This window comes from Ancylobacter aquaticus, from assembly GCF_004339465.1.
Classification (GTDB): domain Bacteria; phylum Pseudomonadota; class Alphaproteobacteria; order Rhizobiales; family Xanthobacteraceae; genus Ancylobacter; species Ancylobacter aquaticus.
Window position 1 is genome coordinate 137514 of the sequence record NZ_SMFY01000005.1, and the last position, 26898, is coordinate 164411.

25 protein-coding genes and 4 pseudogenes are annotated in these 26898 nt (G+C 65.1%); 14 read left to right on the forward strand and 15 right to left on the reverse strand.

The annotated features are described in order from the left end of the window. The first annotated feature begins 48 nt into the window (after positions 1-48). Positions 49-1014: a LysR substrate-binding domain-containing protein gene (locus EV667_RS20545; RefSeq protein ID WP_131837203.1), complete on the forward strand. Its 966-nt coding sequence runs from the start codon at positions 49-51 to the stop codon at positions 1012-1014. 386 nt (positions 1015-1400) lie between these two features. Here EV667_RS20545 and EV667_RS20555 read toward each other — a convergent pair. From EV667_RS20555 to istA, 3 genes and pseudogenes are all read right to left on the reverse strand, one after another. Beyond that, a pseudogene (locus EV667_RS20555) lies at positions 1401-2799 on the reverse strand (IS3 family transposase). Positions 2800-2940: 141 nt separating this feature from the next. Next, positions 2941-3726 carry an IS21-like element helper ATPase IstB gene (gene istB / locus EV667_RS20565; protein WP_131837205.1) on the reverse strand — a complete coding sequence of 262 codons (786 nt, stop codon included), beginning with the start codon at positions 3724-3726 and terminating at the stop codon, positions 2941-2943. Continuing rightward, entirely contained in the window at positions 3726-5042 is a 1317-nt protein-coding gene (gene istA, locus EV667_RS20570; RefSeq protein ID WP_425359051.1) for an IS21 family transposase, read from the reverse strand. The genes istB and istA overlap by 1 nt, the downstream gene beginning before the upstream one ends. A 123-nt stretch (positions 5043-5165) precedes the next feature. Between istA and EV667_RS22990 the strand changes: the two are divergent. Next, positions 5166-5423 (forward strand): annotated as a pseudogene (locus EV667_RS22990) (SDR family NAD(P)-dependent oxidoreductase); the annotation flags it as partial. A 104-nt stretch (positions 5424-5527) separates the two neighbouring features. Continuing rightward, complete coding sequence (locus tag EV667_RS22995) at positions 5528-5611, forward strand: hypothetical protein (protein ID WP_245516306.1); 84 nt, start codon at positions 5528-5530, stop codon at positions 5609-5611. 6 nt (positions 5612-5617) lie between these two features. Here the strand turns inward: EV667_RS22995 and EV667_RS20580 are convergent, their stop codons facing one another. After that, positions 5618-6055 carry an HAD family hydrolase gene (locus tag EV667_RS20580; RefSeq protein WP_245516292.1) on the reverse strand — a complete coding sequence of 146 codons (438 nt, stop codon included), beginning with the start codon at positions 6053-6055 and terminating at the stop codon, positions 5618-5620. A gap of 618 nt (positions 6056-6673) precedes the next feature. Here EV667_RS20580 and EV667_RS20585 point away from each other — a divergent pair. The 6 genes from EV667_RS20585 to EV667_RS20610 all read left to right on the forward strand — a co-directional run bounded on the left by EV667_RS20585 (position 6674) and on the right by EV667_RS20610 (position 12570). After that, positions 6674-7717: a LacI family DNA-binding transcriptional regulator gene (locus EV667_RS20585; protein WP_165901671.1), complete on the forward strand. Its 1044-nt coding sequence runs from the start codon at positions 6674-6676 to the stop codon at positions 7715-7717. A gap of 2 nt (positions 7718-7719) precedes the next feature. Next, positions 7720-8484 carry a glucosamine-6-phosphate deaminase gene (locus EV667_RS20590; protein ID WP_131837208.1) on the forward strand — a complete coding sequence of 255 codons (765 nt, stop codon included), beginning with the start codon at positions 7720-7722 and terminating at the stop codon, positions 8482-8484. A gap of 51 nt (positions 8485-8535) precedes the next feature. Then, on the forward strand, positions 8536-9699 hold the full coding sequence (locus tag EV667_RS20595; protein WP_131837209.1) for an extracellular solute-binding protein: 1164 nt from the start codon (positions 8536-8538) through the stop codon (positions 9697-9699). Positions 9700-9782: 83 nt separating this feature from the next. Then, complete coding sequence (locus EV667_RS20600) at positions 9783-10853, forward strand: ABC transporter ATP-binding protein (protein ID WP_131837210.1); 1071 nt, start codon at positions 9783-9785, stop codon at positions 10851-10853. Further along, positions 10850-11734, forward strand: a complete 885-nt coding sequence (locus tag EV667_RS20605; RefSeq protein ID WP_131837211.1) for an ABC transporter permease — start codon at positions 10850-10852, stop codon at positions 11732-11734. The genes EV667_RS20600 and EV667_RS20605 overlap by 4 nt, the downstream gene beginning before the upstream one ends. 5 nt (positions 11735-11739) lie before the next feature. Continuing rightward, complete coding sequence (locus tag EV667_RS20610; protein WP_131837212.1) at positions 11740-12570, forward strand: ABC transporter permease; 831 nt, start codon at positions 11740-11742, stop codon at positions 12568-12570. A 74-nt stretch (positions 12571-12644) separates the two neighbouring features. On the opposite strand, the gene uxuA is transcribed toward EV667_RS20610, so the two are convergent. The 3 genes from uxuA to EV667_RS20625 are packed head-to-tail and all read right to left on the reverse strand — an operon-like array spanning position 12645 to position 16110. Next, on the reverse strand, positions 12645-13859 hold the full coding sequence (gene uxuA / locus EV667_RS20615) for a mannonate dehydratase (protein ID WP_131837213.1): 1215 nt from the start codon (positions 13857-13859) through the stop codon (positions 12645-12647). Positions 13860-13861: 2 nt separating this feature from the next. Beyond that, the gene (locus EV667_RS20620) at positions 13862-15373 is read right to left on the reverse strand and encodes a mannitol dehydrogenase family protein (protein ID WP_207907829.1); all 1512 of its coding nucleotides are present in this window, start codon (positions 15371-15373) and stop codon (positions 13862-13864) included. Beyond that, on the reverse strand, positions 15370-16110 hold the full coding sequence (locus EV667_RS20625; protein ID WP_131837214.1) for a GntR family transcriptional regulator: 741 nt from the start codon (positions 16108-16110) through the stop codon (positions 15370-15372). The genes EV667_RS20620 and EV667_RS20625 overlap by 4 nt, the downstream gene beginning before the upstream one ends. A 111-nt stretch (positions 16111-16221) precedes the next feature. Between EV667_RS20625 and EV667_RS20630 the strand changes: the two genes are divergently transcribed. Both EV667_RS20630 and EV667_RS20635 read left to right on the forward strand, forming a co-directional pair. After that, complete coding sequence (locus EV667_RS20630) at positions 16222-17760, forward strand: UxaA family hydrolase (protein ID WP_131837215.1); 1539 nt, start codon at positions 16222-16224, stop codon at positions 17758-17760. A gap of 25 nt (positions 17761-17785) precedes the next feature. Further along, positions 17786-18979, forward strand: coding sequence for an AGE family epimerase/isomerase (locus EV667_RS20635; protein ID WP_131837216.1), 1194 nt, complete (start codon positions 17786-17788; stop codon positions 18977-18979). A gap of 340 nt (positions 18980-19319) precedes the next feature. Here EV667_RS20635 and EV667_RS20640 read toward each other — a convergent pair. After that, a pseudogene (locus EV667_RS20640) lies at positions 19320-19637 on the reverse strand (transposase); the annotation flags it as partial. Between the two features lie 89 nt (positions 19638-19726). Here EV667_RS20640 and EV667_RS20645 point away from each other — a divergent pair. The 3 genes and pseudogenes from EV667_RS20645 (at position 19727) to EV667_RS20655 (ending at position 21150) form a co-directional block, all read left to right on the forward strand. Beyond that, a complete protein-coding gene (locus EV667_RS20645) occupies positions 19727-19960 on the forward strand; it encodes a type 1 glutamine amidotransferase family protein (protein WP_245516310.1) in 234 nt (77 codons plus the stop codon). Beyond that, positions 19911-20531: pseudogene (locus tag EV667_RS20650) on the forward strand (IS5 family transposase); the annotation flags it as partial. The gene EV667_RS20645 and the pseudogene EV667_RS20650, both read left to right, overlap by 50 nt. Positions 20532-20679: 148 nt before the next feature. Continuing rightward, positions 20680-21150 (forward strand): Ros/MucR family transcriptional regulator, encoded by a 471-nt coding sequence (locus tag EV667_RS20655; RefSeq protein ID WP_131837217.1) that lies wholly within the window; start codon positions 20680-20682, stop codon positions 21148-21150. A 709-nt stretch (positions 21151-21859) separates the two neighbouring features. Here EV667_RS20655 and EV667_RS20665 read toward each other — a convergent pair. The 7 genes from EV667_RS20665 to EV667_RS20695 all read right to left on the reverse strand — a co-directional run bounded on the left by EV667_RS20665 (position 21860) and on the right by EV667_RS20695 (position 26882). Beyond that, the gene (locus EV667_RS20665) at positions 21860-22204 is read right to left on the reverse strand and encodes a type II toxin-antitoxin system RelE/ParE family toxin (RefSeq protein WP_131837218.1); all 345 of its coding nucleotides are present in this window, start codon (positions 22202-22204) and stop codon (positions 21860-21862) included. Then, complete coding sequence (locus EV667_RS20670; RefSeq protein WP_131837320.1) at positions 22204-22461, reverse strand: type II toxin-antitoxin system ParD family antitoxin; 258 nt, start codon at positions 22459-22461, stop codon at positions 22204-22206. The genes EV667_RS20665 and EV667_RS20670 overlap by 1 nt, the downstream gene beginning before the upstream one ends. Before the next feature lie 63 nt (positions 22462-22524). After that, positions 22525-22692, reverse strand: a complete 168-nt coding sequence (locus EV667_RS20675; RefSeq protein ID WP_207907831.1) for a DUF6441 family protein — start codon at positions 22690-22692, stop codon at positions 22525-22527. A 259-nt stretch (positions 22693-22951) separates the two neighbouring features. After that, complete coding sequence (locus EV667_RS22755; RefSeq protein WP_207907832.1) at positions 22952-23359, reverse strand: hypothetical protein; 408 nt, start codon at positions 23357-23359, stop codon at positions 22952-22954. Positions 23360-23366: 7 nt separating this feature from the next. After that, positions 23367-24131, reverse strand: coding sequence for an SDR family NAD(P)-dependent oxidoreductase (locus tag EV667_RS20685; RefSeq protein WP_131837219.1), 765 nt, complete (start codon positions 24129-24131; stop codon positions 23367-23369). 23 nt (positions 24132-24154) lie between these two features. After that, entirely contained in the window at positions 24155-25750 is a 1596-nt protein-coding gene (locus EV667_RS20690; RefSeq protein WP_131837220.1) for a rhodanese-like domain-containing protein, read from the reverse strand. Positions 25751-25808: 58 nt separating this feature from the next. Then, positions 25809-26882 (reverse strand): ABC transporter substrate-binding protein, encoded by a 1074-nt coding sequence (locus tag EV667_RS20695; RefSeq protein ID WP_131837221.1) that lies wholly within the window; start codon positions 26880-26882, stop codon positions 25809-25811. Positions 26883-26898 lie beyond the last annotated feature (16 nt).

Below are 26898 nucleotides of genomic sequence, written 5' to 3' on the forward strand. Positions count from 1 at the left end.
GAATATTGTGGGGTGACAGTATAACAAGAGAGAATACCAGGAAGTGTCATGCGGCTTCAGCAGCTCCGCTACGTTCTTGAGATTGCGAGGCAGGGGAATCACCTTTCCGCCGCCGCCGAAGCTCTTCACACGTCGCAGCCCGGCGTCAGCCGGCAGGTCCAGATGCTGGAGAGCGAACTCGGCTTTCCCATCTTCCAGCGGACCCGCAACCGCATCATTGGCCTCACCGAACCGGGTGAGCAGGTGCTTGAGATTGCCAAGCGCGTGGTCGGCGACCTCGGGACTTTGCGCATTCTCAAGGATGACGTTTCCGCGATAAGTCGCGGAACCCTGGTCATCGCCACCACCCACACGCAGGCGAAATATGTGCTGCCGCCGGTGGTAAGCTCGTTTCTCAAGAACTTTCCAGACGTCCAGATCGTGCTGAAGCAGGGCGATCCCGAGGGCATCTGCAGCCTGGTGGACGCGGGCGAGGCTGATATCGCCATCGGCACCGAGACGGCGCGGGAATTTCCCAATTTGGTGGGCCTGCCGTGTTTCGAGCTGACCCGCAGTGTCGTGGCAAAGGTCGGCCATCCCATCCTGTCGGCCGAGCATCTGACCTTGGAAGAGGTCGCGCAATACCCGATCATTACTTACGATCCGCGCTTCGCCGGCGAGACGTTGCATCGTCGGCGGTGGAAGGTTCTCGGCGCCTTCGAGCAGGCCGGACTGGAGCCCAGGATCGTGCTCAGCGCCATCGACGCGGATGTCTGCAAGACCTACGTGCTGATGGGCCTCGGCATCGCCATTTTCGCTAGCGTCTCGTTCGACGAAAAGGCCGATGTCGGGCTCGGCATACGCGACGCCAGACACCTGTTCGAATCCAGCATGACCTATCTCAAGCTGCGGTCGAATGCCTATCTGCGCCCCTATACGCTCGAATTTATTCGACGCCTCGCACCCCACCTGACGCCCGATATCGTACGGGAGGCGCTCCAGAATCGGGGCCGCGGCCCGACGGTACAAGGTTGAGCAGAGCTGCCAAAATGCGGGTATTTGGGACAGCCGATGGAGTGTACCCTATGGGGGGCCGTCGCAAAATCTGATCGTAAACGTACGCTAAGTGTTGATTTCCGGGAAGAACTGACCCTGGATTTCCACTGAGAAGTGATGGAGTGGTTGCCCCCTCCCGACGGCATCGAGTGTGCCAGAGTGATGTTTGCAACAACGTCACAATGAGGAGACGGCATCTATGAACGAGGTTAGCATTATCGGCCTGGACCTCGCGAAGCGGATTTTCCAGGTTCACGGCGCGCGTGCCGACGGTAGCGTTGCCTTTCGCCAGTGTCCGTCGTCAGAACATTTGGCGCAGATCGCGGCGTGGATTAGCGGAGTGCAGGCTCATCAGGGGATTGATGCTAGGCGGCGAGCTTGCGGTGCTGCAAGCGCCGATGTTCGATGGTTTGTCGCTTGATCTTTTCACGCTGTTTGATGATGGCCGGCGCCCTGCCGAAGTAGACGTCGGCGGGTGTCACATTGGCCAGGCTCTCGTGGTAGCGCTGGTGATTGTAGTGCTCGACGAAGGCCTTGATCTGGGCCTCGAGGTCGCCGGGCAGGAAGTAGTTTTCCAGCAGGATGCGGTTTTTGAGGGTCTGGTGCCAGCGCTCGATCTTGCCTTGGGTCTGGGGATGGCACGGGGCGCCGCGGACATGGCTCATCTTCCGGACCTCAATGTACTCCGCCACTTCGCCGGCGATGTAGCTGGGGCCATTGTCGCTGAGCAGCCGGGGCTCGTGCATTGTGCAGTACCGTGGCGCTGCCGCAGCCGGAAGCCGCCAGGGCGAGGTCCAGCGTCTCGGTGACGTCCTCGGCCCGTATGTTGGTGCACAGCTTCCAGGCGATGATATAGCGCGAGAAGTCGTCGAGCACGGTCGAGAGGTACATCCATCCCCACCCGATGATCTTGAAGTAGGTGAAGTCGGTCTGCCATATCTCGTTCGGGCGGGTGGTCTTGGTGTGGAACTGGTCGGCCGCCTTGATCACGACGTAGGCCGGGGTGGTGATCAGGTCGTGGGCCTTGAGCAGCCGGTAAACCGTGGCTTCCGACACGAAGTAGCGCTGCTCGTCGGTGAAGCGTACGGCCAGCTCCCGGGGGCTCAGCTAGGATTGTTCCAACGCCAACTCGATGATCTGGTCGTGGATGCCCGCCGGGATCCGGTTCCACACCCGACTCGGCGCCGACGGCCGATCTTCCAACGCCTCCGGTCCGCCTTCGATGTAGCGGTCATACCAGCGATAGAACGTCCAGCGGGGGATGCCGAGCTGGTCCAGGGTGCGCTTGGCGGGCAAGTGCGATTGCTTGACGATCCTGATGATCTCGAGCTTCTCGGATGCAGGATACCTCATTCGTCGTCGGCCCCATCTCCCACCCGGCAGGTGAATGCCTTGCATTCACCGATAGGGCGCGATCATGCTTTTTTTGAGCAGCCGGGTCTCGAGCGTCAGGTCGGCCACGCAGTCCTTCAGGGCTCGGGCCTCGCGGCGCAGGTCCTGCACTTCGCCGGTGGTCGCGGCACGAGTGGTGTCACCGGCCAACCGGCGCTTGCCGGCCTCCATGAACTCCTTCGACCAAGTGTAATACAGGCTCTGGGTGATGCCTTCCTCGCGGCACAGCTCGGCGATGCTGTCCTCGCCGCGCAGGTCGTCCAGCACGATCCTGATCTTGTCTTCCGCTGAAAAGTGCCGGCGCGTCGCGCGGCGAATGTCCTTCACCACCTGCTCCGCAGGCTTTTTGGCGTTCGAGGATCTGGTGGTCATCTTCGTTCCTTCGTCATGACGACGAGGCCAAAACCCTCCTTAAATCTCAACCGCAAATCCGTGCCATGGGTGCTGTCCAGCGACATTCGGAACTGACCCCCTGACGACACGAGGACCTGACCCCCTTGGGGTTTGCCTATTTCAGGCGTTCGAGGGTTGTGGCGCCGCGGCGGTCTTTTGCAAAAGACCGCTGCGGCGCTTTTCGCGCAGGCGATAGCTGTCGCCGCGAATGGTGATGACGTGGCTGTGGTGAAGCAGGCGATCGAGGATGGCCGTGGCGACCACGGCATCGCCGAAGACCTGGCCCCATTCGCCCACGGCGCGGTTGGAGGTGACCAGCATGGCGCCGCGTTCGTAGCGGCGGCTGACGAGCTGGAAGAAGAGATGGGCGGCATCCGGCTCGAAGGGCAGATAGCCCAGCTCGTCGACGATCAGGAGCCTGGGCTTGGCGTAGTGGGAGAGCTTCTCCTCGAGCCGCCCCTCGCCGTGCGCCTTGGCCAGTTGCGCCACCAGCGTCGTCGCCGGCGTGAACAGGACTGTGTAGCCGGCCACGATCGCCTCCCGCCCCAGCGCCACGGCCAGATGCGTCTTGCCGACACCCGGCGGCCCGAGAAGCAGGACCGCCTCGCCGTTGGCGATGAAGCGCCCCGTCGCGATCTCCCGGACCTGTGCCTTGTCAAGCGAGGGCTGGGCGCCGAAGTCGAAGCCTGTGAGATCACGCACGAAGGGGAAGCGGGCGAGGCCGAAGGCCATGTCGATGCGCCGCTGGTCGCGCCGCGCCACCTCCCGCTCGCAGAACATCGTCAGCGCCTCGCGGATCGTCAGTTCCCTGCGCCCGGCCTCGTCGATCAGGTTGTCGAGCTGGTCGCGCAGCGCCGTCAGCTTCAGCCGCGACAGGAGCGCCGTCAGGTGATCGTGGCCGTCCATCAGAACGATCCTCCCGCCGCCGCTTCGTATTCCGCCAGCGGACGCAGCAAGGCCGGGATCGGCAGCGGCACATTGACGGTCGCGGCCATGACATCCACGGCGGTCGGCACCGGGCGGTCCTTGGCGCCGACCAGACCCGCCAGATGCGCGTCATCGACGACGCGGCCGTGCCGGCCCTTCAACTCGCCGTGGACCGCCACCTCGCGGCCGCTATGATGGACACGCACGATGGCGTTGCCGACGGTGACGCGGACCTCTTCGCCGATCAACCGCCACGGCACCGAGTAGGCGTTGCCGTCGACGGCGACGGCGCAGTCGGATCCAACCCGGCGCATGAGATCGCGGGCCGTCGTGAAGGGCGGTGTGCCGGCCAGAGGACGCAGAGCCTTCTTCTCGTCGCGGGCAAAGCGGTCCGCCGGCGCCTCTCCGGTCGTGCCGTGGATGCGGCGATCGGCGATCTCCCGCGTCCAGGCCTCCAGATGCGCCTCCATCTCGGCGAAACTGGCGAAGCTGCGCCCCGCAATGGCGTTCTTCTTGACGTAGCCGACGCCCCGTTCGTCCTTGCCCTTGGTGCGTGCCCGGTACGGCGCGCAGGCCCGGACCCGGAAGCCCCAGTGCTTGGCGAAGGCATGCAGCCGGGGATGCAGCACCACCTCGCGGCTCGCCGGATCATGATGCAGGATCAGCGCCCGGGCGTTGTCGAGCAGCACCTCGCGGGGCACCCCGCCGAAGGCCAGGAACGCGCTCTCCATCCCGGCAAACCAGCTCTCCTGCTTCTCGTGCCCGAAGGCCCGGACATGCAGCCGGCGGGAATAGCCGAGCGTTGCAACGAAGAAGAAGACCTTCGTCGCCACCCCGCCGATCTCCACCCGCCGCTCGCCGAAGTCGATCTGCAACTGGACGCCCGGCCGCGTCTCGAAGCGCACCGTCGCCCGGGCCGCGGCCACCAGTTCCCGCCGCAGCGGCGCGACCGTGCGCTCCACCGTGCGAAGGCTGACATGGATGCGCTTCTCGGCCGCCAGTTCCTGGCGGATCACGTCGGCATTGCCGGCGTGCCGGCGAAACCGCTCCGCCAAAAAGTCCGAGAGTCCGTCCAGCTTCTTCGACCGCGACGGCGTCACGCAGGGACGCCAGTCGCCATACTGAAGCCAGCGCTTCACGGTGTTCTTCGAACAGCCGAGCTCCGCCGCGATCCGCTTCGCGCCCCAACCCAGCCCCTTCAGCCGCACCATCGCCGACACGTCGTCCGGCGTCTTCATCTCGTCCCTCCGCGGTCCATTCATCCGCGGAGAACTCTGCCCATTCCTGTCTTCCATGCCGACCTCCTGGCCATCGAGGGGGTCAGTTCCTCATGGCGGCAGGGGGGCAGTTTGCCGTGTCGCCTGACAGGTGCTGACGCCGGACAGTCCGAGCCGGCGCGCACTGAGGCGGGAAGCGCCATGTACAATCTCGACGGACGCGTCGCCGTCATCACCGGCAGGGCGGTCGGTATCGGTCGCGGCATTGCTACCCGCCTCGCGCAGGAGGGTTGCGACGTCGCCGTTCTCGATCTCGATCTCGCAGGCGCGCAGGAAACGGCGGCGATGGTTCAGGTGACCGGGCGCCGGGCGCTGGTGCTCGCCGTGGATGTCGCCGATGCCGATGCGGTGGCGACGGCGATGGATCAGGTTAAGGTCGCGCTCGGGCCGATCGACATCGCCGTGAACAACGCCGCCATCACCGCCGTCGGCAAGGTGGTGGATATCCGCGCGAGCACCTCATTCCGATCGGCCGCGTCGGCGGCCCCGACGACATTGCCCGCGTGGTCGCCTTCCTTGCCTCCGACGAATCCTCGTACATGACCGGGCAGGCGATCAACGTCACCGGCGGCTTGTGGATGAACTGACCCTGCTCATCGCGCGACGAGAGCAGGAAAGCCTGAGAGATCGTCGAGCCGTGGCACGTCGGGCGGAAAGAAGTCCGGGGTGCCCTCGGCCACGATGGCGAAGAATGGAATGCCGAGGTCGCGCGCGGCCTCGAACTCGGTGGTGGAATCGCCCAACGCCAGCGCCTCTTCCGCTGCGAGGCCCCCCACATCGAGGATTCGGCGGAACACCTCCCGCTTGTGCTTGGGCGCGCCGGCGACCGACGCGAAGAACGGCGTGAGCCCGCGCTGCGCCAGCACCGCCGTCAGTTCGTCCTCCGGCATGCCGGAGACGAGATGAAGCGGAACCCGGCCGTGCAGCGCCCGCAAGGTCTCCGGGTCGGCCGGCAGGCCGACGAGGCTGCGCTCGAAAATGGACGAACTTTTAGCGTCGCCCAATGCCTCCGTGCCGCTGCTGGTAGTCAACGACCGCGGCGATCTTGCCGGCGTCTTCACCAACATAGCAGTGGGCGAAAGCATATGTCGTGACGCCAGCTGAATCGAGGATGACCCCATCAAAATCGAAAATGACAGCTTTTTGTGCGGGTTTCCGGAATATCGGTCAGAAGATATCCTCCGTACTTCTTCGACCACGGAACGGGAGCGCTCTCGCCTTAGCCGGGCCGCGCGTGCGGTGAACCAAAGCCGCTCTCCCGATTCCCGTTCCATCGCCGCCAAGCCATCATATGCCCGGGCCGCACACCCCGGGAAAGCCCAATTCGCCGGCTCGTCGACATGTCGACGCCCGCCGTTGTTGCGCGGACTCTGCGAGGCATGGGGAAACTCATCATCGCCGCAGCTCGCGGGGACGCAGGCTCTTTGCGCGAAAAGGTTCTCGGCCTTGTGGCAAGGCGCGGGTGAGGCGCCCCTGCCGGCGTCTCGCTTCATCGGGTCATGTGCTGATTCCGCCGCGCCACGTCATGACAATTGCTTCGGGTCAAGGCACGAGGCCTAAAACGCCATTGACACCTAATGAAACCGGTTTCATTCTCACAATGAAACCGGTTTCATCGGTGAGAAAACTTGACCAAATCGTCGTCACATATGCCCGTACCCACCATCCGCCTCGTCGCGCGTGAAGCAGGCGTGTCTCAGGCGACGGTGTCGCGGGCCTTTTCGCAGCCGGAGTTGCTGACGCCGGCGACGGTGGAGAAGGTGCTCGGGACCGCCCAGCGCCTCGGCTACGTGCCAAATCAGGTAGCGCGGGCGCTGTCGACCGGACGCGCGGGCAACATCGCGCTGATCCTGCCCGACGTCGCCAATCCGTTCTTCTCCGCGCTGATGCGCGGTGCGCAAGCGCAGGCCTACAAGCGCGGCTACGCCACCTTCCTCGGCGACTCGGACGAGACCGCGCACCTGGAGGACGTCCTGCTCGCAAAGCTCGCGGCCCAGGTCGACGGCTTCGTGCTCGCCTCGCCCCGCCTCGATGAGCCGCTCATCCGCAAGCATGCCGCCCGCAAGCCGGTCGTGGTGATCAATCGCGACCTTGAGGGGATCGGCCGCGTGCTGGTCGACACCGGACCGGGCTTCACCGCCGCCGTCGTGCTTCTGGCCGGGCTCGGCCACCGTGCGATCGCCTATGTCGGGGCGCCGCGCACCTCGTGGTCGAGCCAGCAGCGCGCCCGTGCCGTCACGGCCGCCGGCGCCGCCCATGGGCTCTCGGTGGTGCAAATCGACGCCGGCCGGCCCAGCCATGAGGCGGGGCGGGACTGCGTGGCCGGCCTGCTGGAGGCCGGCGTCACCGCCGCGCTGGCGGTCGATGACGTGGTGGCCCAGGGCATCATGGCCGGGCTCGCCGAGCGCGGCCTGTCGGTGCCTGGCGATTTCAGCGTGGTCGGCTGCGACGACATCATCGCCGCCACCACCTATCCCCCGCTGACCAGCGTGAACGCCCACTGCGCTTTGGCGGGTGCCAATGCCGTCGATCTGCTGCTCAACGGCCTCGCAAATCCCACGCCGCCCGTCGAGGGCCACGTCATCAAGGGCGAGCTTGTCATCCGCGGCTCTACCGGGCCAGCACCCGCCCCCGCGCCGGCGCCCAGGGGCCGGAAGGCGCCGGCCGAACCCGATCCGTCCAGCAGGAAGTGATCATGATCGACATCCACCTCTACGAGACCAAAACGGCAAACGGCACGGCGGCGGCCGAATTCGGCGCTTCAGCCATCCGCGAGGCCATCGCCGCGCGCGGCGGGGCCAATGTCGTCATCGCCACCGGCGCGAGCCAGTTCGAGATGCTTGAGGCGCTGGTCGCCGCGCCCGGCATCGACTGGTCGAAGGTTACCGCCTTCCACCTCGACGAATATATCGGCATGCCGGAGACCCACCCGGCCAGCTTCCGCAAATATCTGAAGGAGCGCTTCACCGGCAGGCTGTCGACGCTGGGCGCCTTCCATTTCATCGCCGGCGACGCGCCCGACCTCGACGCCGAGCTTGCCCGTATCAATGCCGAGCTTGACGCTCATCCGATCGACGTCATGTTCGCCGGCATCGGCGAAAACGGCCACCTCGCCTTCAACGATCCCCCCGCCGATTTCACCTCGACCGTCGCCTACAAGGTGGTCGAGCTGGAAGAACGCTGCCGCCGCCAGCAGTTCGGCGAAGGCTGGTTCCCCACCCTTGAGGACGTGCCCCACGAGGCGATCTCGATGACGGTGCAGCGCATCGTCTCCAGCCGCCTCGTCGTTCTCACCGTACCGGACGCCCGCAAGGCGGAGGCGGTCCAGCACGTGCTGGAGGGGCCTGTCACCAATATGTGGCCGGCCTCCATTCTCCAGCAGCATCCCGCCTGCCACGCTTTTCTCGATCGCGCCGCCGCAAGCCGCCTCACCAAGAAGACGGCAGCCGCGAACGCCTAAGTCCGCACCTGTCAGTGCCGATCGCCGACAAAACCAGAGTGGAGAGAACAAATGTCCTTTATGCGTTGGAAATCCAGCCTGCTGGCAGCGGGCGCCCTGCTCGTCTCGACCAGCTTCGGCGCCATGGCCGAACCTGTGGTGATCAGTGTGATCGACGTGGCAGGCGACCTTCAGGTCAGCCAGCCGGCGCTTGAGAAGTTCCAGGCCGAGCACCCCGAGTTGGTCTCGAAGTTCATCTTCACCCAGGCGACGGCACCCGAGCTTGCCGGCAAGCTGAAGGCGCAGCAGGAAGCCGGCCGGGTCGACATCGACTTCGTGCTGACCGGCAACGACGCACTCGCCGCCGGCATGGAGCAGGGGCTGTGGCTCCAGATCCTGCCGAAATATGCCGACAAGTTCCCCAATCTGAAGGAGCTTTACATCCCCGGGGCCTATCTGATGCAGGAGATGGCCCGCGGCGAAGCCTTCGTCATCGACTGGTACCCGTCCGGCCCGCTGCTCGAATACGCTCCTGACCGGGTGAAGGAGCTGCCCGACACGCCGGAAGCGCTGCTGGCCTATTGCAAGGCCAATCCGGGCAAGTTCATGTATGCCCGCCCGGCCAATTCCGGCCCCGGCCGCACCTTCGTGATGGGCCTGCCCTATCTGCTCGGCGACAAGGATCCTAAGGATCCGATCAACGGCTGGGACAAGACCTGGTCCTATCTGAAGGAACTCGACACCTGCATCGAGTACTACACCGCCGGCACCACCGCTTCGATGAAGGAGCTGGCCAACGGCACGCGCGACATCATCGCCACTACCACCGGCTGGGACATCAACCCGCGCTATCTCGGCATCGTCCCGGAAGAGTATAAGGTCGGCGCTTTCAAGAACTTCACCTGGGTCGGCGACGCCAACTACATGGCGATCCCCAAGGGTATTTCCGAAGAGAAGCTCAAGGTCGTGCTGGAGCTGATGGCGTTCCTGCTCAAGCCTGCGCAGCAGGCCTACATGTATGACCACGGCTACATGTATCCGGGCCCGGCCATCAAGGGCATCACGCTCGACATGGCGCCCAAGGAAAGCCAGGAGACCATCGAGAAGTTCGGCCGGCCCGAATATGCGGCTCTGATCGCCAACAACCCGACCGAAGCCCCGCTGGATGCCAAGCCGCTCGTCGCGATGTTCGACAAGTGGGACCGCGAGATCGGCGCGGCGAAGATGAAGAAGTAACGTAACGCGCGTCCGGCGGGCTGTCTCAGCCCGGCCCGCCGGAAGGCTCTGAACATCTTTTTTACCAGCAGGATTGAAGCGCGATGGCGATAGCATCCGCCGGCTTTCGCGAGCTCCGGCTCGACGGCATGAGCCGGAACTTTGGCGCCCACAACGCGCTGAAGGAGATCAGCCTTACCGTCCAGCGCGGCGAGTTCATTGCCCTCCTTGGCCCTTCGGGCTGCGGCAAATCGACAGCACTGAATTGCCTTGCTGGGCTGCTGTCGCTGAGCGACGGCGCCATCTGGCTCGACGAGAAGCGCATCGACACGCTGAAGCCGGAGGAGCGTGGCTTCGGCATGGTGTTTCAGAACTACGCGCTTTTTCCCCATATGAGCGTGCGCCGCAATGTCGGCTTTGGCCTCCAGATGAGCGGCGTACCGAAGGCCGAGATCGAGCGGCGGGTGGACGAGGCGCTGAACGTGGTGCGCCTCACCTCCCAGGGCGCCAAGCTTCCCGGCCAGCTTTCCGGCGGGCAGCAGCAGCGCGTCGCCATCGCCCGCGCCATCGCGGTGGAGCCACCCCTCGTGTTGATGGACGAGCCGCTGTCCAATCTCGACGCCAAGCTGCGGCTGGAAATGCGCGCCGAAATCCGCCGCATCCACCGACTGCTCGGTTCGGCAACCATTTATGTCACCCATGACCAGGACGAGGCACTCTCGCTCGCCGACCGGATCGTCGTGCTGCGCGACGGCGAGGTACGGCAGATCGGAACGCCGCAGGACCTCTACCGACGGCCGCTCCATGCCGATGTCGCCGAGTTCATGGGCTTCCGCAACGCCATTCAGGGCAGGCTCGTTCGCCGCGAGGGCGAGGAGGTCGAGGTCGATTGCGGCTTTGCCGGCGCGATCCGCGGCCAGGCGGTGGATGTTGCGGGTGACCGGGTGGTCGTCGCCATCCGGCCGGCCGACCTCGTGCCGATGGCCGATGGGCCGATCCATGCGGAGGTGACCGGGCTCGAATATCGCGGCGAGGGCTATTATGGCACGGCGACCGAGCCGGGCGGCGCGGAACTCTATTTCCGAACCGATGCCCCGCTTGGCGTCGGCGCAGCGGTGCAGCTGGGCGCGCCCGCCGAGCGGACGCTGGTCTATGCGGCGGGGGGCGTGGGATGAGCACTTCGAGCCGCCCGCGCCGGCGCACCCTTGCCGACCGTGGCATTGACGGGGTGACGCTGCTCGTCCTTCCCGCCGCGCTCTTCGTGGTGCTGCTGTTCGTCTACCCCTTCGTCTACGGGCTGCTGCTGTCCTTCGCGCCGAAGGAGGGGGGCTGGCTCGGCAACTACACCAAGTTCTTCTCCGATCCCTACATGTACGGCACGATCTGGCTGACGCTTCGGCTCGCACTGCCGGTGACGCTGCTCAACATCGCGCTCTCGGTGCCGGTGGCGATGCAGGTGCGGCACATGCGGCGCCAGCGCCTGCTCACCACCATTCTCGTGCTGCCGATCACGCTCGGCACGGTGCTGGTGGCGGAAGGGTTGCTGAACTATCTCGGCCCACAGGGCTGGCTCAACCGTACGCTGATCCTGTTCGGTCTGATCGACCGCCCCATCCGCCTCGTGCACAATTACTGGGGCGTGTTCATCTCGCTCGTCATCACCGGCTTTCCCTTCACCTTCCTGCTGACGCTATCGATGATTTCGGGCATCGACCCCGCGCTGGAACAGGCGGCTGCCACGCTTGGCGCGCGCGCCCGGAGCCGGTTTCGTCACATCGTGCTGCCGCTCATCGTGCCGGGGCTGGCGGTCACCTTCTGCCTTGCCTTCGTCGACGCCTTCTCGGTGTTTCCGTCGGCGGTGATGCTCGGTGCGCCGGCCGGCGAGACACGGGTGATCTCGTTCGCCGCCGCGCAGGCGGCTTTCGAACAGTACGACTACTCCTACGCCTCGGCGATCGCGATGATCATGGCGGTGGTGCAGTTCGGCTTCGTCGGGTTGGTGCTGGCGGGACGGGGCCTCTTCTACACGGGCCCGGCCGGCGGCGGGAAAGGGTGAGGCCGATGGAAAGCGCGCTGGAACGGCTGTGGCGGACGCTCGTCTGGGCCTTCGTCATTTTCTTCGTGGTCAATGTCCTCGCGATGATCGCGACCGTCGTCATCAATTCCTTTGGCACGCGCTGGCTCAGTTCCTGGCTGCCGGCGGCCTTCACCCTGCGCTGGTACGCCTCTGCCTGGAAGGAATTCCAGCTCGGCGACGTGCTGCTCGTGACCTTCCAGATCGCCGGAGCGGTGGTGCTGCTCTCGGCGCTGATCGGTGTGCCGGCGGCCTATGCGCTGGCGCGCCGGGATTTCCCGGGCAAGCCGCTGGTAATCGTGCTGTTTCTCCTACCGCTGCTGGTGCCGCCCATCACCTTCGGCATTCCGCTGGCGACGGTGCTCTACAAGGTCGGCCTGGCCGGCACGATGTGGGGGGTCATCGTCGCCAATCTGGTGCCGACCGTGCCGTTCACCGTCATCCTGATGATCCCGTTCATCGAGCAGATTGACCCCAAGGTCGAGGCGGCCGCGCGGGTGTTTGGCGCCGGAACGGGCCGGCTGTTCATTCACGTCCTCGTGCCGCTGCTGGTGCCAGGCATCTTGGCGGCAACACTGCTCGCCATGGTGCGCACGGTGTCGATGTTCGAGCTGACCTTCCTCACCGCCGGGCCGTCGAGCCAGACGCTGGTCGTGGCACTGTACTATTCGGTGTTCGCCGCCGGCGTGCGCGCGGGCCAGTCGATCGACGCCATGGCCGTCATCTACATGCTCAGCACGCTGATCTGGCTGATCGTGGCGCTGCGCTTCGTCAACCCGACGCAGATCGTCGCCCGGGTGAAGAAGGCCGCCGTCTGAGCGGGCCGCCATGAAAGAGCAAGGCCGCATTTCCGGAGGGAAGCGCGGCCTTTCGTGGCTGAGGCGCTTGTCCGTCACCGAAGGGCGGCGAGCCCGGCGTCGGGCAGCCGGTCCAGCACGCGCATGATGCCGCGCAGCTCCGCCAGCCCCTTCATGCGCCCGGCGGCGGTATAGCCGGGATTGCAGACCTCGTCGGTGGCGAGGTCGGCCAACATGCGGTGTCCATGGTCGGGGCGCAGAACGATCTTCTCGCTCTCGCTCCGCCGCCGGTTCTCCGTCATCAGAACGGCGAGAACGGCCGGCATGTCGACATCGCCGTCGAGATGATCGGCTTCCTGGAAGCCGAGGTGATCCGCGTCGCGGCGCGTGGCGCGCAGATGGGTGAAGTGAATGCGGTCGGCGAATCGTTCGGCGATTACCGCGAGGTCGTTATCGGCTCGCACGCCGAGGCTGCCGGTGCAGAAGCACAGGCCGTTGGCGGGCGAGGGCACGGCGGCGAACAGGGCGGCGAAGTCCGCCGCCGTCGAGGCCACGCGCGGAAGGCCGAACAACGGGCGCGGCGGATCGTCGGGATGGATTGTCAGCTTGACACCGAGCGCCTGCGCGACCGGGGCGACGATCTCCAGGAAGGCGATCAGATTGGCCCGCAGCCGCGCGGCATCGATAGCGGCGTAGGCCTCGAGATACTCGCCGAATTCCTCGAGGCTCAGCCCCTTGGTGGTGCCGCCGGGAAGGCCGGCCAGCACGGTGCGGATCAGGGTTGCGACGTCGTCATCGCTGAGCGCATCGGCAACCTTGCGCGCCGCAGCCTGCTGGGCCTCATCATATTCGGCTGCCGCACCCCGCCGCTTGAGCACGTACAGGTCGAAGGCGGCGAAACGGTGCTGGTCGAAGCGCAGGGCCGTCGCGCCGTTCGCCAGCGGCCAGTCGAGGTCGGTGCGCGTCCAGTCCAGCACCGGCATGAAATTGTAGCAGATAACGCGCGGTCCGACCGCGGCCACGGCCTCGAGGCTGGCGATCCAGGCATCAAGCGCGGCACGGGCGCCCGCACCCTCGCGCTTGATCTCGTCGGCGACGGGGATGCTTTCGACGACGGACCAGCGCAGGGGTGCGCGGTTGCCGGAATCGTCCTCGATGATGGCGCGCCGCGCCTCGACCTCGTCGCGGGCCCAGGCAACGCCCGGCGGCACCTGATGGAGGGCGGACACGATGTCGGTCGCACCCGCCTGCCGGGCATGGTCGAGCGTCACGGGATCGCTCGGACCAAACCAGCGCCAGCCCTGTCTCATCGTCATGCCTCCGGCTTGTAGTCGAATTGCGCAACGGCGCGTCCGGCGCCGATCCGGTAAAGGGTCGACAGCGCGTCGCGGACAGCGCCGGCGAGGCGCGGATCGGCCGCGAGGCCCGCATCGAAGATCTCGCGCACGCCGAGCAGGCTCGGAACCAGCGCCTCCGGCGACGGCCCGGCCGCATCGGCGAGCGCGCGCAGGCGTCCGGCGAGGGGGTCGCGCACATCGATCGGCCGGCCCTGCTCGTCGATGCCGCTCACGAAACGCATCCATGCCGCGAGCGCCAGCGCGAGGCGCGAGATCGGGGCGCCAACGGCAAGGCGGGCGTGGATGGTGGCCAGCCAGCGCTGGGGAATTTTCTGCGAGCCGTCCATGGCGATCTGCCATGTCCGGTGATGCAGCGCGGGATTGGCGAAGCGGCGGAGCAGCGCGGCCTTGTAGGCGGCAAGATCGGTCTGTGTGGGCACGTCCAGCGTCGGCGCGACCTCAATGTCCATGAGCCCGCGAATGAAGGCGGCAAAGCCTGGCGCGCCAATCGCCTGCGCCACCGTCTCGTGGCCGGCGAGATAGCCGAGATAGGCCAGCGCGGAGTGCGAGCCGTTCAGCAGGCGAAGCTTCATCGTTTCATAGGGGGCCGCATCGGCGACAAGTTCGGCGCCCGCCTCCTCAAGGCGGGGACGGCCGCAGGTGAAGTCGTCCTCGATAACCCACTGCCGGAAAGGCTCCGTCACGACAGGCCAGGCATCGGCCACTCCAAGACGTGCATCCACGGCGTCGCGGTCGGCCTGCGTCGTCGCCGGGACGATACGATCGACCATCGTGCAGGGGAACGCCACCTCGTTCCCCACGAAATGACCGAGACCCGCGTCGCGAAGACCGGCCAGCCGGCTGGCGATGCGCCGGACGAGCTTGCCGTTGGCCGGGAGGTTGTCGCAGCAGAGCACGGTGAAGGGCGGGATGCCCGCCGCGCGGCGGCGTGCCAGCGCCTCGACCAGGAATCCGGGCGCGCTGCGCGGCAGGCCGGGCATGGCGAGGTCATGGAGGATGTCGGGATGGTCCTCGCGCAAGTCGCCGGTCGCGGGATCATGGCAATAGCCCTTCTCCGTCACCGTCAACGAGACGATCCGCACCTGCGGGGCACTCATCGCTTCGAGCAGGGCGGCCGGCGCTTCCGGCGCGACCAGCAGGCGCGATACCGAGCCGACGACCCGCGCGCGTTCGCCGTCCTCGTCGCGCTCGACCAGCGTGTAGAGCCCGTCCTGCGGCGCCAGGGCGTCACGCGTCTCGGGCGAGCGCAGGCTCGCGCCGAGAATGGCCCAGTCGCGTTCGCCGGCGATCATGCGGTCGTCGACGAAGGCCGCCTGATGCGCCCGGTGGAACGCCCCGATCCCCAGGTGAACGATGCCGATGCGCTGGCTGGCGCGATCATAGGCGGGGCGCGCGGTGTCCGGTGCCAGCCTCCCCAGTGACGCCGCCGAAAGCCGCGGCAACGAGGACCTTGTCAGCGAAGTCATCGCGCGGACCTGTCCTTGCTCCGCACGGCGCGAAGCGGCACTGCGGCCGGCTCACCCTCCGAGGTGGTACGCACATCGGCGTCGAAATACTCGGGACGTGCGCGCAGCAGTTCGTCCAGGCCGGGCAGCACGTTGCCGAGGTGCTCCGCCATCGCCCGGTCAGCGGTGTCGGGATCGCGCGCGCCGAGGCCGGCGAGGATCGCGCGGTGCTCGGCCATCACCATTTCGCGGCGGCCGGAGATCGGTAGGTGAAGCACGCGGCAGCGATCGATCTGAACTTTCTCCTGCCGTGCCACCCGCCAGAGGTTCGGATGTCCGGACAGGATGGCGATGCGCCGGTGGAACTCCTCGTCTTCCGCGTGGAAGCCGGCCCAGTCGCTGGCCTGCTCGCTGGCCTGCTGACGGTCGAGGATGAGACGAAGCTCCGAGATGTCGGCATCCGTCACCTTCGCGGCAGCGTGGCGAACCGCCACGCGTTCCAGCGCCTCGCGGATCACCATGCCGTCACGCAGGGCCTCGACGCTGATATGGGACACGAAGGTGCCGCGCTGGGGGAAGATGTCGATCAGCCGCTCGTCGGCAAGGCGCAGCAGCGCCTCGCGTACCGGCGTACGGCTGACGCCGTAGCGCTCGGCGAGTTCCTTCTCCGACACAGAGGCGCCCGGCGGCATCTCGCCGCCAACGATGCGGTCGCGCAGCAGTTCATAGATGCGCGCCGAAGCCGGAATGGCCCGCATGGCGGCTCGGGGAATCGGGGATGAGGAGAGCCGCGGCTCTGGACTCTTCGTAGTTGGCATGTTCACACTAATATATTAGCATATCACAGAAGGCAAACCGATCGGCAGGCGATGAGCGACCTATCCCTATCCTCATTTCGGGCAGAGCCGCGCATCCTTCGGCTCGACGGATCTGACAATCTCGTCGTCGCGTTGGACGCAATCCAGCCCGGCGACCGCGCGAGCGGGGTCCTTGCCTGCGACAAGATTCCTCGCGGGCACAAGATGGCCCTATGCCGGATTGGTATCGGCGAGCCGATCATAAAGTTCGGACAGCCGATCGGTCTGGCGAGCGCCGACATCGCGCCCGGCGAATGGGTCCACGTCCACAATGTGAGCGCGACCGTTCTGTCCCGTGCCGATTTGGGCACGAACCCTTTTGCAGTCGACCAGCCCATTTTCGACGTACCGTCGACCTTTCAGGGCTATCGTCGCAGCGACGGGCGTACGGGCACGCGCAACTACATCGGCATTCTCACCTCGGTGAACTGCGCCGCCTCCGTCGCCCGGTTTGCCGCAGATGCGATCATCCGGTCGGGAGTGCTGGAAGCCTACCCGAACATCGACGGCGTGGTGCCGATCATTCACGGCACGGGCTGCGGCCTCGCCGAGCGGGGCGAAGGCTACGAGGTCCTGCGCCGGACGCAGTGGGGCTATGCCTGCCATCCCAATTTCGCCGCCGTGGTGATGGTCGGCCTCGGCTGCGAGGTGCTGCAGATCGCCCGGATGAAGAAGGAATGCGGGGTCGAGGAAAGCGATGGCTTCCGGACGCTGACCATCCAGGAGACCGGTGGCACGCGCCGCACCGTGGACCAGATCGCGGGCACCATCCGCGAGATGCTGCCGCGCGCGGCCTCCGCACGGCGCGAGACCCGCCCGGCCAGCGAACTCGTGCTTGGCCTGCAATGCGGCGGCTCCGACGGTTACTCCGCCCTCACGGCCAATCCGGCGCTCGGCTTCGCCTCGGACCTGCTGGTGCGCGACGGGGGGACTTCAATCCTTTCCGAAACTCCGGAGATTTACGGCGCCGAGCACCTGCTGGTGCGTCGCGCCTCTCCCGGCGTCGGTGACCGGCTGATGGAGCGGCTGCGCTGGTGGGAGGACTATACCGCGCGCAACGGCGCCGAGATGAACAACAACCCATCTCCCGGCAACAAGGCCGGGGGGCTCACCACCATACTGGAGAAGTCGCTCGGTGCCGTCGCGAAAAGCGGCCAGGCCGCGCTCCGGGCGGTCTATGAATATGCCGAGCCGGTGCGCACGCACGGCCTCGTGTTCATGGACACGCCCGGCTTCGATCCGGTCTCGGCCACCGGCCAGGTCGCTGGCGGAGCCAACCTCATCTGCTTCACGACAGGGCGGGGTTCGGCATTTGGCTGCAAGCCGGTGCCTTCGCTGAAGCTTGCCACCAATAGCGAGATGTACCACCGCATGACCGACGACATGGATATCAACTGCGGTGAGATACTCGAGGGCGTCTCGCTTGAAGCCAAGGGCCGCGAGATATTCGACACCCTTCTGCGCGTGGCATCGGGCGAGCGCACCAAGTCGGAGCAGCTCGGCTATGGCGACGCCGAGTTCGTCCCCTGGCAGATCGGCGCGGTGATGTAAGCCAAGTCAGCGTAGAAGCCGCCCGATGACCGTCCCTTTCGCTTCTGCGCAACCCGTGGATCTTTCGGCATGGCTGAAGGACCGGTTCATTCCTCGCTGGGTCGAGCGCAGCTGCCGGCCGGGACTTCGCGGATATGTGGAGGAAATCCACGCGACTGAGCCATGGCAAATCCTGCCGGGCGAACACACCACCATGGTGACCGGACGGCTCGTTTACACGTTCAGCATGGCCTATCAGTTCGACGCTTCGCCGAAAACGCTGCGTGGCGCCGAGCATGGGCTCGCCTTTCTCCTCGACACCTGTCGTTTGCCTTCAGGGCATTTTGCGCATCGCGTGGACAGGGACGGGCGTGTCAGCGATCCGCGCGGCGATCTCTATGATATCGCCTTTGTCCTTCTGGCGCTTGGCGGGTACGCCGCGGCGACCGGCAGGACGGAAGTGCTTGCGGTTGCCGAAGAGATCGCGGCGCGTCTCGACGGGGACTGGTTCGACCCCCTGGGAGGCTATCTCGATCCTGCGGGGGCCGGCCACTTTCGCCTGCAATACCCCCAGATGCACCTGTTCGAAGCCTACCAAATGCTTGCCGCTGTCGATCCGGACGGTGGATGGCTTGGGCGCGCCGAACGGATCGTCGATCTGGCGGCGCGCCTCGTGGACGAACAGGGTGCGATCGATGAGTGGTTTGGTCCGCGATGGGAGGCCCTCGCGCCCGAAAGGCGGAAGAGGGAGATTGGCCATCATTTTGAATGGGCCTGGCTTCTCTTCATCTATGCCACGAAAACCGGCTCGAAACGCGCGCTCCACTTGGCATGGCGCCTTTTCAACTTCGGCCTCGAGGCAGCCGGCATTCCTTCGGCAGGACTGACCCAGACCATCCCGAACTCTATCGACGCCTGGGGTAATGTGACCTCGGCCTCTCGACCGCTCTGGCCTACGGTCGAGCTGGCAAAGGCGTCCCTTGCGGCCGCGACCCTGGACGAGAACGCCACTTACCGCGCCCTGGCAATGCGAAGCTTAGCGATTGTCTTGTCGCAAATTAATCAGGATAACGATTTGTGGGTAAATGAGATAAATTCCAATGATTTATATTCGTATTTATCTGTCCCTCTGAGAACCATATATCATATAATGCCCTGCTTCATCTTTTTCGCAAACAGTCAATATGTCGGAAATGATCTAGGCAAATCGAACATTCTCCAACCATTCCGAAACCGATGAGGCGCCTATGCGAATAAAGTACACGAGTTGCGCATGTATTGGAGATATCTACTAATTGGAGCACGTTTCGACTTGACTGAATCGACTTGAGATTCCCAAATCGGTTTGAACTGGCTCGGGCTGGAGGCCGGCAGGCATGTCAAAAGCTCTGTCAGTGGATCTTCGTGTTCGGGTGTTGGCGGCGGTTGCGGCGGATTTGACGCACCGCTAGGCCTGGGTGCGGTTCGGTGTGAGTGCGGCGCGCGTCGTCGGCGTTGTCCCCTGTCAGTGTGATTTACTTGGGCGGCAGCGCGGCCCTACATTGCATGGCGAGGTTGTTCAAAGAGCCGGATTCAAAAATTCACAGGGGTTTGCAATGTCTTGCGATGCGGCGTGTGAGCATGCGGATGCTGGCGATGTGAGCGAAGGCGGTGGCAGCGGCCGAGCCATGCAAATGTCCGCTCAACCAACCAGCGGCGGGGCAGGGCGACGAAGCCCTTGGCCGTGTCGGAGCGTTTGACGATCTCGATGGTCCGACGACCGTGGCCGCCATCTCGATCCTGAATATTGGCCCGGTGGACCCGCACGAAGATCAGGAAGCGAGCGTATCGGTGATGAGGTCGCGCTTGCGCCCTTTGATCTTCTTGCCCGCGTCATATCCGCAAACCCCGCCGCTTTCGATGGCGCCGCTAACGCTGTCGCTGGACTGGCAGGTATGGGCTGTGCGCGAATGCGGCGATCGGCATTGGCGCGCCACGGGAGAGTGATTTGCTACTCAACAAGGATCACGAACCCTTGCGCTTTGGCTTCCTTCTGGCGCCGCGCTTCTCGATGATGAGCCTGAGTTCCGCAATCGAACCAATCCGCGTTGCCAACCGGCTTCTTGGCCGCAAAGCCTTCGATTGGTGCACATGCAGCACGGACGGCCAGCCCGTGATGGCGTCGAATGATCTGGTTCTTGAGGCCGGGGCGGTTCCCGCATTTACTCGAGGTTGCCTATGACGGCGTCGTCCGGCGGCTACTGTTCCGAACGATCCACGATGTCGCGCTGATGCTTGATCGCGATCGCAAAAGCCGGGAGCAGTTCCCGAGCGCGGCAGTGGTCGACAGCCAGTCGATCAAGGCGTCAACGGCGGAAAAGGGGGGCTTTGACGCCGGCAAGAAGGTCGTCGGCCGCAAGCGCCACATTGCCGCCGATACCGATGGGTGGCTGCTCATGGTCAACCTAACCGCCGCCGATATCTCCGACAGCGCCGGCGCCCAGGCTATCGTCGCGGCCATCCGCAAGCTCTGGCCCTGGCTCAAGCGCCCGTTCGCTGATTGCGCCTACGATCGCACCCGCCTCATGGATGCTGTCGGGTACCGTGACTTCGTCCTTGAGATCGTGCGCCGCACCAACAAGGAACCCGGCTTCAAGGTGCTGGCAAGGCGATGGCTGGTTGAGCGCACCTTCGGCTGGATGACCCATTGGAAGCGCCTCGTCCGCGACTACAAGCAGCGCCTCGATGTCTCCGAGGCCATGATCCACGTCGCCCCCGTAAGCCTCATACCCCGACGTATCGTCAATCCGTGATCATTCTAAAACGGTCCCTGAGCGGCCTAATCCATAAGAGGATCACTCAAGGCATGGGGTCAAGCTCAAATGAGCGTTATAATTTTTTGCTAATATTGCTTCTCTGCACAATGATGTTAAATACATGCTCCGTTTTTGGAGAAAATATATGTCCGAAGATATTGATACAAATGCCGCTCTCATGGAGCTCACCGCTGGCGTGGTTTCTGCTTTTGTCGGCAATAACTCAGTTCCCGCCAATGAGCTGCCCGCGCTAATTGCCAGCGTGCACAGCGCCTTGCTTTCTGTTGGGCAGCTATCGGTTGCCCCGCCCGTTGAAATCGAGCAGAAGCCCGCCGTGCCGATCAAGAAGTCGGTGACGCCTGATTTCATCATCTGCTTGGAAGACGGCCTCAAGTTCAAGTCGCTGAAGCGCCATTTGCGCACCAAGTACGCCCTGACGCCGGAGGACTATCGCGCCAAATGGGGTCTACCCAACGACTATCCGATGGTGGCACCGAGCTACGCCGAAGCGCGGTCCAACCTTGCCAAGAAGATGGGCTTGGGTCAGCAGCGCAAGAAGCCAGTCGTGCCGGCCCCGAAGCCCCGCGGTCGCGCCCCGAAGGCTGCTGCCGCCTGAGCGGCCCGTAATGGCAGGCTCCACGGGGCCTGCCTCTTATCTGTTTTTAGCTGCCGGCCTGGTCGGCATCAGTGCATGACTATAGCGCGACAATCACGATCAGCCGCAGCGATTGAGCCAGACTCATGAGTTCGGCGCGGGAGCGCATGCCGAAGTGGAGGTGGCGATGGTCTTTTCAACGCCTTGATGGGCAATAGCGGCGGCACCTCGCGCTCGGTCGAGGTGAGCAGCGCACGACGCTATGTGATTGACGATGAATAAGTGCGGAATTCGGACCCCGGCTGTAAACCTCCTAACTCCTTAATTTAATAAATAAAATACCGACCCAACCGGGTCCCAACCAACGCCGATCGGAACCTTGGGCGTCATGAGATCTCGAAAAAATTCGACGTATTAAAAGCCATCTGTGGCGGGGCCCGCTTGGGCGCCTATTCACAGTCAGCGTGTCGAAGGCGGCGTCACGGTCTGTCCCCTGCACGACCGCCTCGATCTCGGCCTGGTGCTGATATTGGTAGCGCAGCGGCGACAGCGTGACCTCGTGCCTCGCCGTCGCGCAGGATCCGCAGGCCATCGGCCGGGATGCGCCCGGGTAGCGACCGCCGCGCAGGACGGTGGCGGGCAGCCGCTGCAAGTCGTGTGTGCAGCGCCGTGTGGATGGTTTCCCGTAGGGTTGGCATGATGATCCCGGTTCTCCAGGACCGACCCGGTTTCAGTGATCCCTGTCGCCTCTCGGGAAAGGCAGGTTGGCCAGCCGTCGCAGCATATCGGATCGGCCGTGCAGGAAATCGATGATGATCACCTGCGCGGCATCCTCAATGAAGATAACGAAATGCTGGCCCGCGCGCGCGAACCGCAGGTCCTCGGGCAGGTTCGGGTCGATGAGCCGCCGGCAGTCCTGCGATATGGCAATGCCTGCGGCGATGTCGCGGCACACGGCGATGAGGTCTTCCTCATACGCCGCCGCCTGTCGTGGCCCGAAGGTCTCGACCGTCCATTGTGCAATGTCGATGAGCGAGGCTTCCGCCGACCGCGTCAGCCGCCACGGTGTCGGCATCAGGACATTTCGCGCGCGGTCGCAAAGGCGCGGCGAATGGCGTCCTCGCCGGAACCCTCGGCAAGATCCCCCTTGCGGGCCTCCTCAAAGCCGGATTGCAGCCGGGCACGCAACTCGCCCAGTTCGCTTTCCTCGCGTTCGAGCAGCCGCAGGCCCGCCCGCAGGGCCTCCGAGGCATTCTGGTAGCGCCCCGATGCGACCAGCCGGTCGACCAGGTCAGATTGCGTATCGGTCAGAACGACGTTTCGCGTGACCATGCGCGCCTCCATGCAGTCGTTGGCAATATATGCCAGCGCCGCCCACATGTCGACCAACACCGTTCAGAACCGGGTCTCAAGCCAGTTCGCCACAATCAACCCCGGCACACTGTCCAACGCCCGGTCCGCTTCCCGCGCGAGATCCAGCCGCTTCGGGAGCTTGACCTGCGGCACCAGCAGGACAATCGGCGCGGTGACCTTGCCGCGCCCGGCTTTCGAGCGCGACGCCACCGTCTGGCCCTTTGTGTTCAGCCGTCTGCGGCGCGACAATCACGATGCGAGCTCGTCTCATCAAGATCGTCGCGCTATAGCTGTGAATAAGCGCGGAAGCGGGACCTTCGTTGGAAACGGCCTAACCCTTTAATTCAATTGATAAATTTCGAAGATCACTGGGGTCCCGATCAGCGCCGATCGTGACCACAGTCGAAATGAACTCCTGAAGCTATTTCAATGCGTTGAAGCCATCTGTGGCGGGGGCTCGTTTCGGCGCTTACTCACACTTTACCTGCTCGGCGAGCGTGGTGAGCGCGGTATTCAGCGTGGCGCCGACGAAGTAATCGATCGTCTCCGAGGTCAGCCCGGATTGGCCATAATGCGCTGGAAACAGCGCGGCAGCCAAGCCCTTCAGCGCCTCGGTGATCGCCTCGCGGGAGGGCGGCGGGCGCAGGCGCCCGCGATGGCGGATATTGTGGGTGACATCGCGCGATTGCCGCAGCGCCGCGACGATCTCATCAAGGTTCCAGCCAGCGCTAAGGGCTTCCCCGGAGTCTCTGGCCGGGGTCGCTGGTAGCCCGGCGAGGTCGCCAAGGGATGTCGAAGACCTCGCCCACCCGTCGATCCCTAAATCACCCACAGCAAGCGCTCCCCTGCGCACGGTCCGGCCGTCGGCTGACGGCATCAAAGGACTAGGGCAGATACATTCCGCCGTTCACATGGATGGTCTGGCCGCTGGTAAAGCTGCCGGCCGGCAGGGCGAGGATGCGCACGAACTCGGCGACGTTGCGCGGCTCGCCTTCGTGCCCGACCAGCAGATGACCGCCGCCCGGGAACGCGCCGCCGGCGCCCGAGGTCGCCGAGCGGTTGCCGCCGATGCGCCCCGGGACGACGAGGTTGGCGGTGATGCCATGTTCGCCGAACTCAACCGCTAGCGCCTTGGTGAAGCCGGCCAGTGCCGCCTTGGCGGTAGCGACATGGACGCGGTGGAACACGCCGGAATGCGCACTGACGCCGCCAATGGTGACGATGCGGCCGAAGCCGTGGCGAACCATGTGCGGGATCGCGGCACGGGTGACGAGGAAGGCGCCCTCGACGATCACCGAATTGATCTCGCGCCATGCGGCCAGGCTGATCTCGGCGAACGGCGTCTCGCGCCGGATGGCGGCGTTGTTGACGAGGATATCCAGACGGCCATGGGCCGCGACGATTTCGTCGACGAGGCCCTGCGCCTGCGACTCATCGGTGATGTCGGCGAGCGCCGTACTGGCGCTGCCCCCGACCGCGCGGATCTCGTGGGCCACCGCCTCGATTTCGTCCCTGGACGTCTTGGCGTGGACCACGACATGGGCACCCTCTGACGCCAGCAGCAGCGCGCTTTCGCGGCCGATGCGACGGGCCGAGCCGGTGACGAGGGCGACCTTGCCGTGAAGCGACTTTTGCTGATGCGAACTCATATCTCTACCGATGCTTGTTTATGTCAGAGGCGGAACTGCAACGTGCCGTCGCGGCGCACTTGTTCGACCAGGTCGAGTTCCCACTGCAGATATTCCCGCATCGCCGCCTCGCGGTCCTCGCGGCGCTCGAAGGATTTGAGCAGCACGTCATCGGTTCGGGAGGCGAGGTTCTCCGGCGTGGTCTCCAGCGGAAGGCCGGCCGTGCTCCAGGCGTCGGTGCCGCCGGCCAGCAGCTTCACCACCGCACCGGTCGCCTGCGCCAGCTCGGCCACCGCGAGGCGTGCGATCACCTCGTCGGGCGAGGTGACGACGTAGAGCGGCGCGACGGGGAGCTTCGACGCATCCGTCGCCAGCCGGCCGCGCACGGAGAACCACGCGCCGGGAATGTGGCCGGCGCGGTACTGCCGGCTGGTGGCGAGGTCCACCACAATGATGTCGCCCTGCGCCAGAAGCGCGGAGAGTTCGGCGGCGGTGACGGTCTCGGCGCTGGCTCCATCAAGACCGAGAACGATCTCCGGTGCGGCGCCGGTCTCGACGCGGCCCGCCGGGGCGTTCTCGTCGAGCACATAGACATTGGGGAAGCCGAGCCTCGCGAGCCACGCCGCCGTGCTGCGGGCCCGCACGCCATCGCTGTCGGCCAGCACAATGCGCGCGGCGCGCATGGCGATATAGGTGTCGGTGGCCTGCACCAGCTGGCCGCCGGGCGCCGAGAGGAAGCCCGGGCGATGCCCATGACGGTACTCGTCGGTGCCGCGCACGTCGAAGCGGTAGAGCGTGGTGTCGTCGCGCTCAGTCTCGAAGCGGGCCAGCGTCGCCGCGCCGATGGTCGGCACGTTGAGGCGCGTGGCCAGGGCCTCGGCGGCATGGCGTGCCCAGTCATGGGTCTTGGGAGAGGGCTTTGGTGCGATCTGGTCCTGGCCGCGCGCGACGTCCAGGCCCGCCAGATGCCAGCCCTGTGTGCCGTCCTTGAGTGACACCACGCGGTTGGGCAGGCTGGCGTCGATCAATATCTGAGCGCCGATGATCGAGCGGGTGCGTCCGCCGCAATTCACCACCACTAGCGTCTCGTCGGACGGAATGACCTCGCGGGCACACAGCACCAGCTCGGCGCCGGGGCAATCGATGGCGCCGGGAATGGTGATCCAGTTGTACTCGTCATAAGGCCGGCTATCGAGCAGCACGATGTCCTCGCCGGCGGCGCGGCGGGCCTGCAGTTCGTGCGCGTCGATATGCGGGGTCGCGTACTCCACCTCGACGAACTCGGCGAAGGCCTTGCTCGGCACATAGACGCCGGCGAACAGCTCGAAGCCGGCGCTCTTCCATGCTGGCACGCCGCCGTGCAGGATCGACACGTCGTCATAGCCATGCGCGCGAAGCAGGCCGGCGGCGCGGGTGGCCAGCGTCTCGTCGTCATCCACCAGCACTATCGGGGTGGCGCGGCGCGGCACCAGCGCCGGGACGATGCGCTCGAAGCGGGAGATCGGGGTGTTCGAGGCGGTCAGAATGTGCGCGCTGGCGAACACGCCTTCCTCGCGCACGTCGAGCAGGGCGATCTCGGTGTCACCGGAGAGGGTGGCATGCAGGGTGGCGGCGTCGATGCGGGGAAAGTTGGCGCTCATCTTGTTCTTAACCTGGTGGGAGAAAGGCCCCTCCCGTTCGGGAAGGGCCTGCGGCCAATCACTGGCGGTTGAAGACCGCGTCGAACTGCTCGAGGAACTTCGTCGAGGCGTCGCCGCCGATATCTTGGTCCGCGACGATGATCTTCAGGTCGGCGAGCTTGGGCAGGCCTTCCGGCGTCTTCGCGTCGGGATGGGTCGGGATGTAGGAGCCGGCATTGGCGACGAGTTCCTGACCCTCGGCGCTGGTCAGCACCTCTTCCAGCAGCTTGGCTGCCGTGGGGTTCGGGCCGCCCTTGAAGATGGCGAGATAGTTCTCGTTGGTGACCACGCCATCCTCGAGGATATAGGCCTCGATGCTCTGGCCCTTCTCCTTGGCGGTAATAACGTTCTGCGAGGAGATCAGCGGCGACAGATCACGCTCGCCGGCCACCAGCAGGCGCACCGATTCCGCATTGCCCCGCGTGAACAGGAAGTCTTGGCTCGCGAAGCCCTTGATGGTGTCCCAGGTGATGATCTTGTGGGCCAGGAGGGTCTGGAACCAGGTCAGCTGCGAGGCCGCCGACTTCGGGTCGGAGAACACGATCTTGCCCTTCCACTTCGGGTCGAGGAAGTCGGCGATCTTCTTCGGCAGCACCGATTTGTCGGGGAAGGCCTTGGGGTTGTAGGCGGCGGACAGCAGGGTTGCGGCGGTGGCGAGGTAGGTGCCGTCGGCGTCCTTGTAATTGCCGCCGATCTTGTCGAAGTCGCGCACCTTGTAGGGCGTGAGGTAGCCACGCTTCTTCCAGTCGTCGAGAATGAAGCGCTGGCTGATGAACACCACGTCCGGATTGGTGCGCCCCGCCGCCTTTTCCGCCTCGATGGTCGGGATCAAGTCGAGCGTCTGCTTCTGCACGATGTTGAGCTTCACATCGGGGAAGTTCTTGCGCCAGAACTCCAGCACCTGGGTGCTCGTTTCCTGCCGGTACGATGTGTAGAACACCACCGAACCCTCTTTCTTCGCGGCCTCGTAGAGGTCCTTGAAGCGTTCGGGGAGCGTGTCGGCGCGGGCAGGGGCGAACGAGGTGGCGAGCGAGCCCGCGATCAGCAGCGCGGCGGCTGCGCCCTTAAGCAGGGTTCTCTTATTGAGGGTCATGTCAGTCTCCGAGGGT

Bases quoted from the DNA above. Each gene is read 5' to 3' on its own strand.
- EV667_RS20670 (WP_131837320.1), bottom strand. From the start codon at position 22,461: ATGGTCACGCGAAACGTCGTTCTGACCGATACGCAATCTGACCTGGTC.
- EV667_RS20635 (WP_131837216.1), top strand. From the start codon at position 17,786: ATGACCGTCCCTTTCGCTTCTGCGCAACCCGTGGATCTTTCGGCATGG.
- EV667_RS20690 (WP_131837220.1), bottom strand. From the start codon at position 25,750: ATGAGCGCCAACTTTCCCCGCATCGACGCCGCCACCCTGCATGCCACC.
- EV667_RS20585 (WP_165901671.1), top strand. From the start codon at position 6,674: ATGCCCGTACCCACCATCCGCCTCGTCGCGCGTGAAGCAGGCGTGTCT.
- EV667_RS20545 (WP_131837203.1), top strand. From the start codon at position 49: ATGCGGCTTCAGCAGCTCCGCTACGTTCTTGAGATTGCGAGGCAGGGG.
- uxuA (WP_131837213.1), bottom strand. From the start codon at position 13,859: ATGAGACAGGGCTGGCGCTGGTTTGGTCCGAGCGATCCCGTGACGCTC.
- EV667_RS22755 (WP_207907832.1), bottom strand. From the start codon at position 23,359: ATGCCGTCAGCCGACGGCCGGACCGTGCGCAGGGGAGCGCTTGCTGTG.
- EV667_RS20610 (WP_131837212.1), top strand. From the start codon at position 11,740: ATGGAAAGCGCGCTGGAACGGCTGTGGCGGACGCTCGTCTGGGCCTTC.
- EV667_RS20695 (WP_131837221.1), bottom strand. From the start codon at position 26,882: ATGACCCTCAATAAGAGAACCCTGCTTAAGGGCGCAGCCGCCGCGCTG.
- EV667_RS20685 (WP_131837219.1), bottom strand. From the start codon at position 24,131: ATGAGTTCGCATCAGCAAAAGTCGCTTCACGGCAAGGTCGCCCTCGTC.
- EV667_RS20595 (WP_131837209.1), top strand. From the start codon at position 8,536: ATGTCCTTTATGCGTTGGAAATCCAGCCTGCTGGCAGCGGGCGCCCTG.
- istA (WP_425359051.1), bottom strand. From the start codon at position 5,042: ATGGAAGACAGGAATGGGCAGAGTTCTCCGCGGATGAATGGACCGCGG.
- istB (WP_131837205.1), bottom strand. From the start codon at position 3,726: ATGGACGGCCACGATCACCTGACGGCGCTCCTGTCGCGGCTGAAGCTG.
- EV667_RS20620 (WP_207907829.1), bottom strand. From the start codon at position 15,373: ATGACTTCGCTGACAAGGTCCTCGTTGCCGCGGCTTTCGGCGGCGTCA.
- EV667_RS20630 (WP_131837215.1), top strand. From the start codon at position 16,222: ATGAGCGACCTATCCCTATCCTCATTTCGGGCAGAGCCGCGCATCCTT.
- EV667_RS20655 (WP_131837217.1), top strand. From the start codon at position 20,680: ATGTCCGAAGATATTGATACAAATGCCGCTCTCATGGAGCTCACCGCT.
- EV667_RS20665 (WP_131837218.1), bottom strand. From the start codon at position 22,204: ATGCCGACACCGTGGCGGCTGACGCGGTCGGCGGAAGCCTCGCTCATC.
- EV667_RS20600 (WP_131837210.1), top strand. From the start codon at position 9,783: ATGGCGATAGCATCCGCCGGCTTTCGCGAGCTCCGGCTCGACGGCATG.
- EV667_RS20590 (WP_131837208.1), top strand. From the start codon at position 7,720: ATGATCGACATCCACCTCTACGAGACCAAAACGGCAAACGGCACGGCG.
- EV667_RS20605 (WP_131837211.1), top strand. From the start codon at position 10,850: ATGAGCACTTCGAGCCGCCCGCGCCGGCGCACCCTTGCCGACCGTGGC.
- EV667_RS20625 (WP_131837214.1), bottom strand. From the start codon at position 16,110: ATGCGGGCCATTCCGGCTTCGGCGCGCATCTATGAACTGCTGCGCGAC.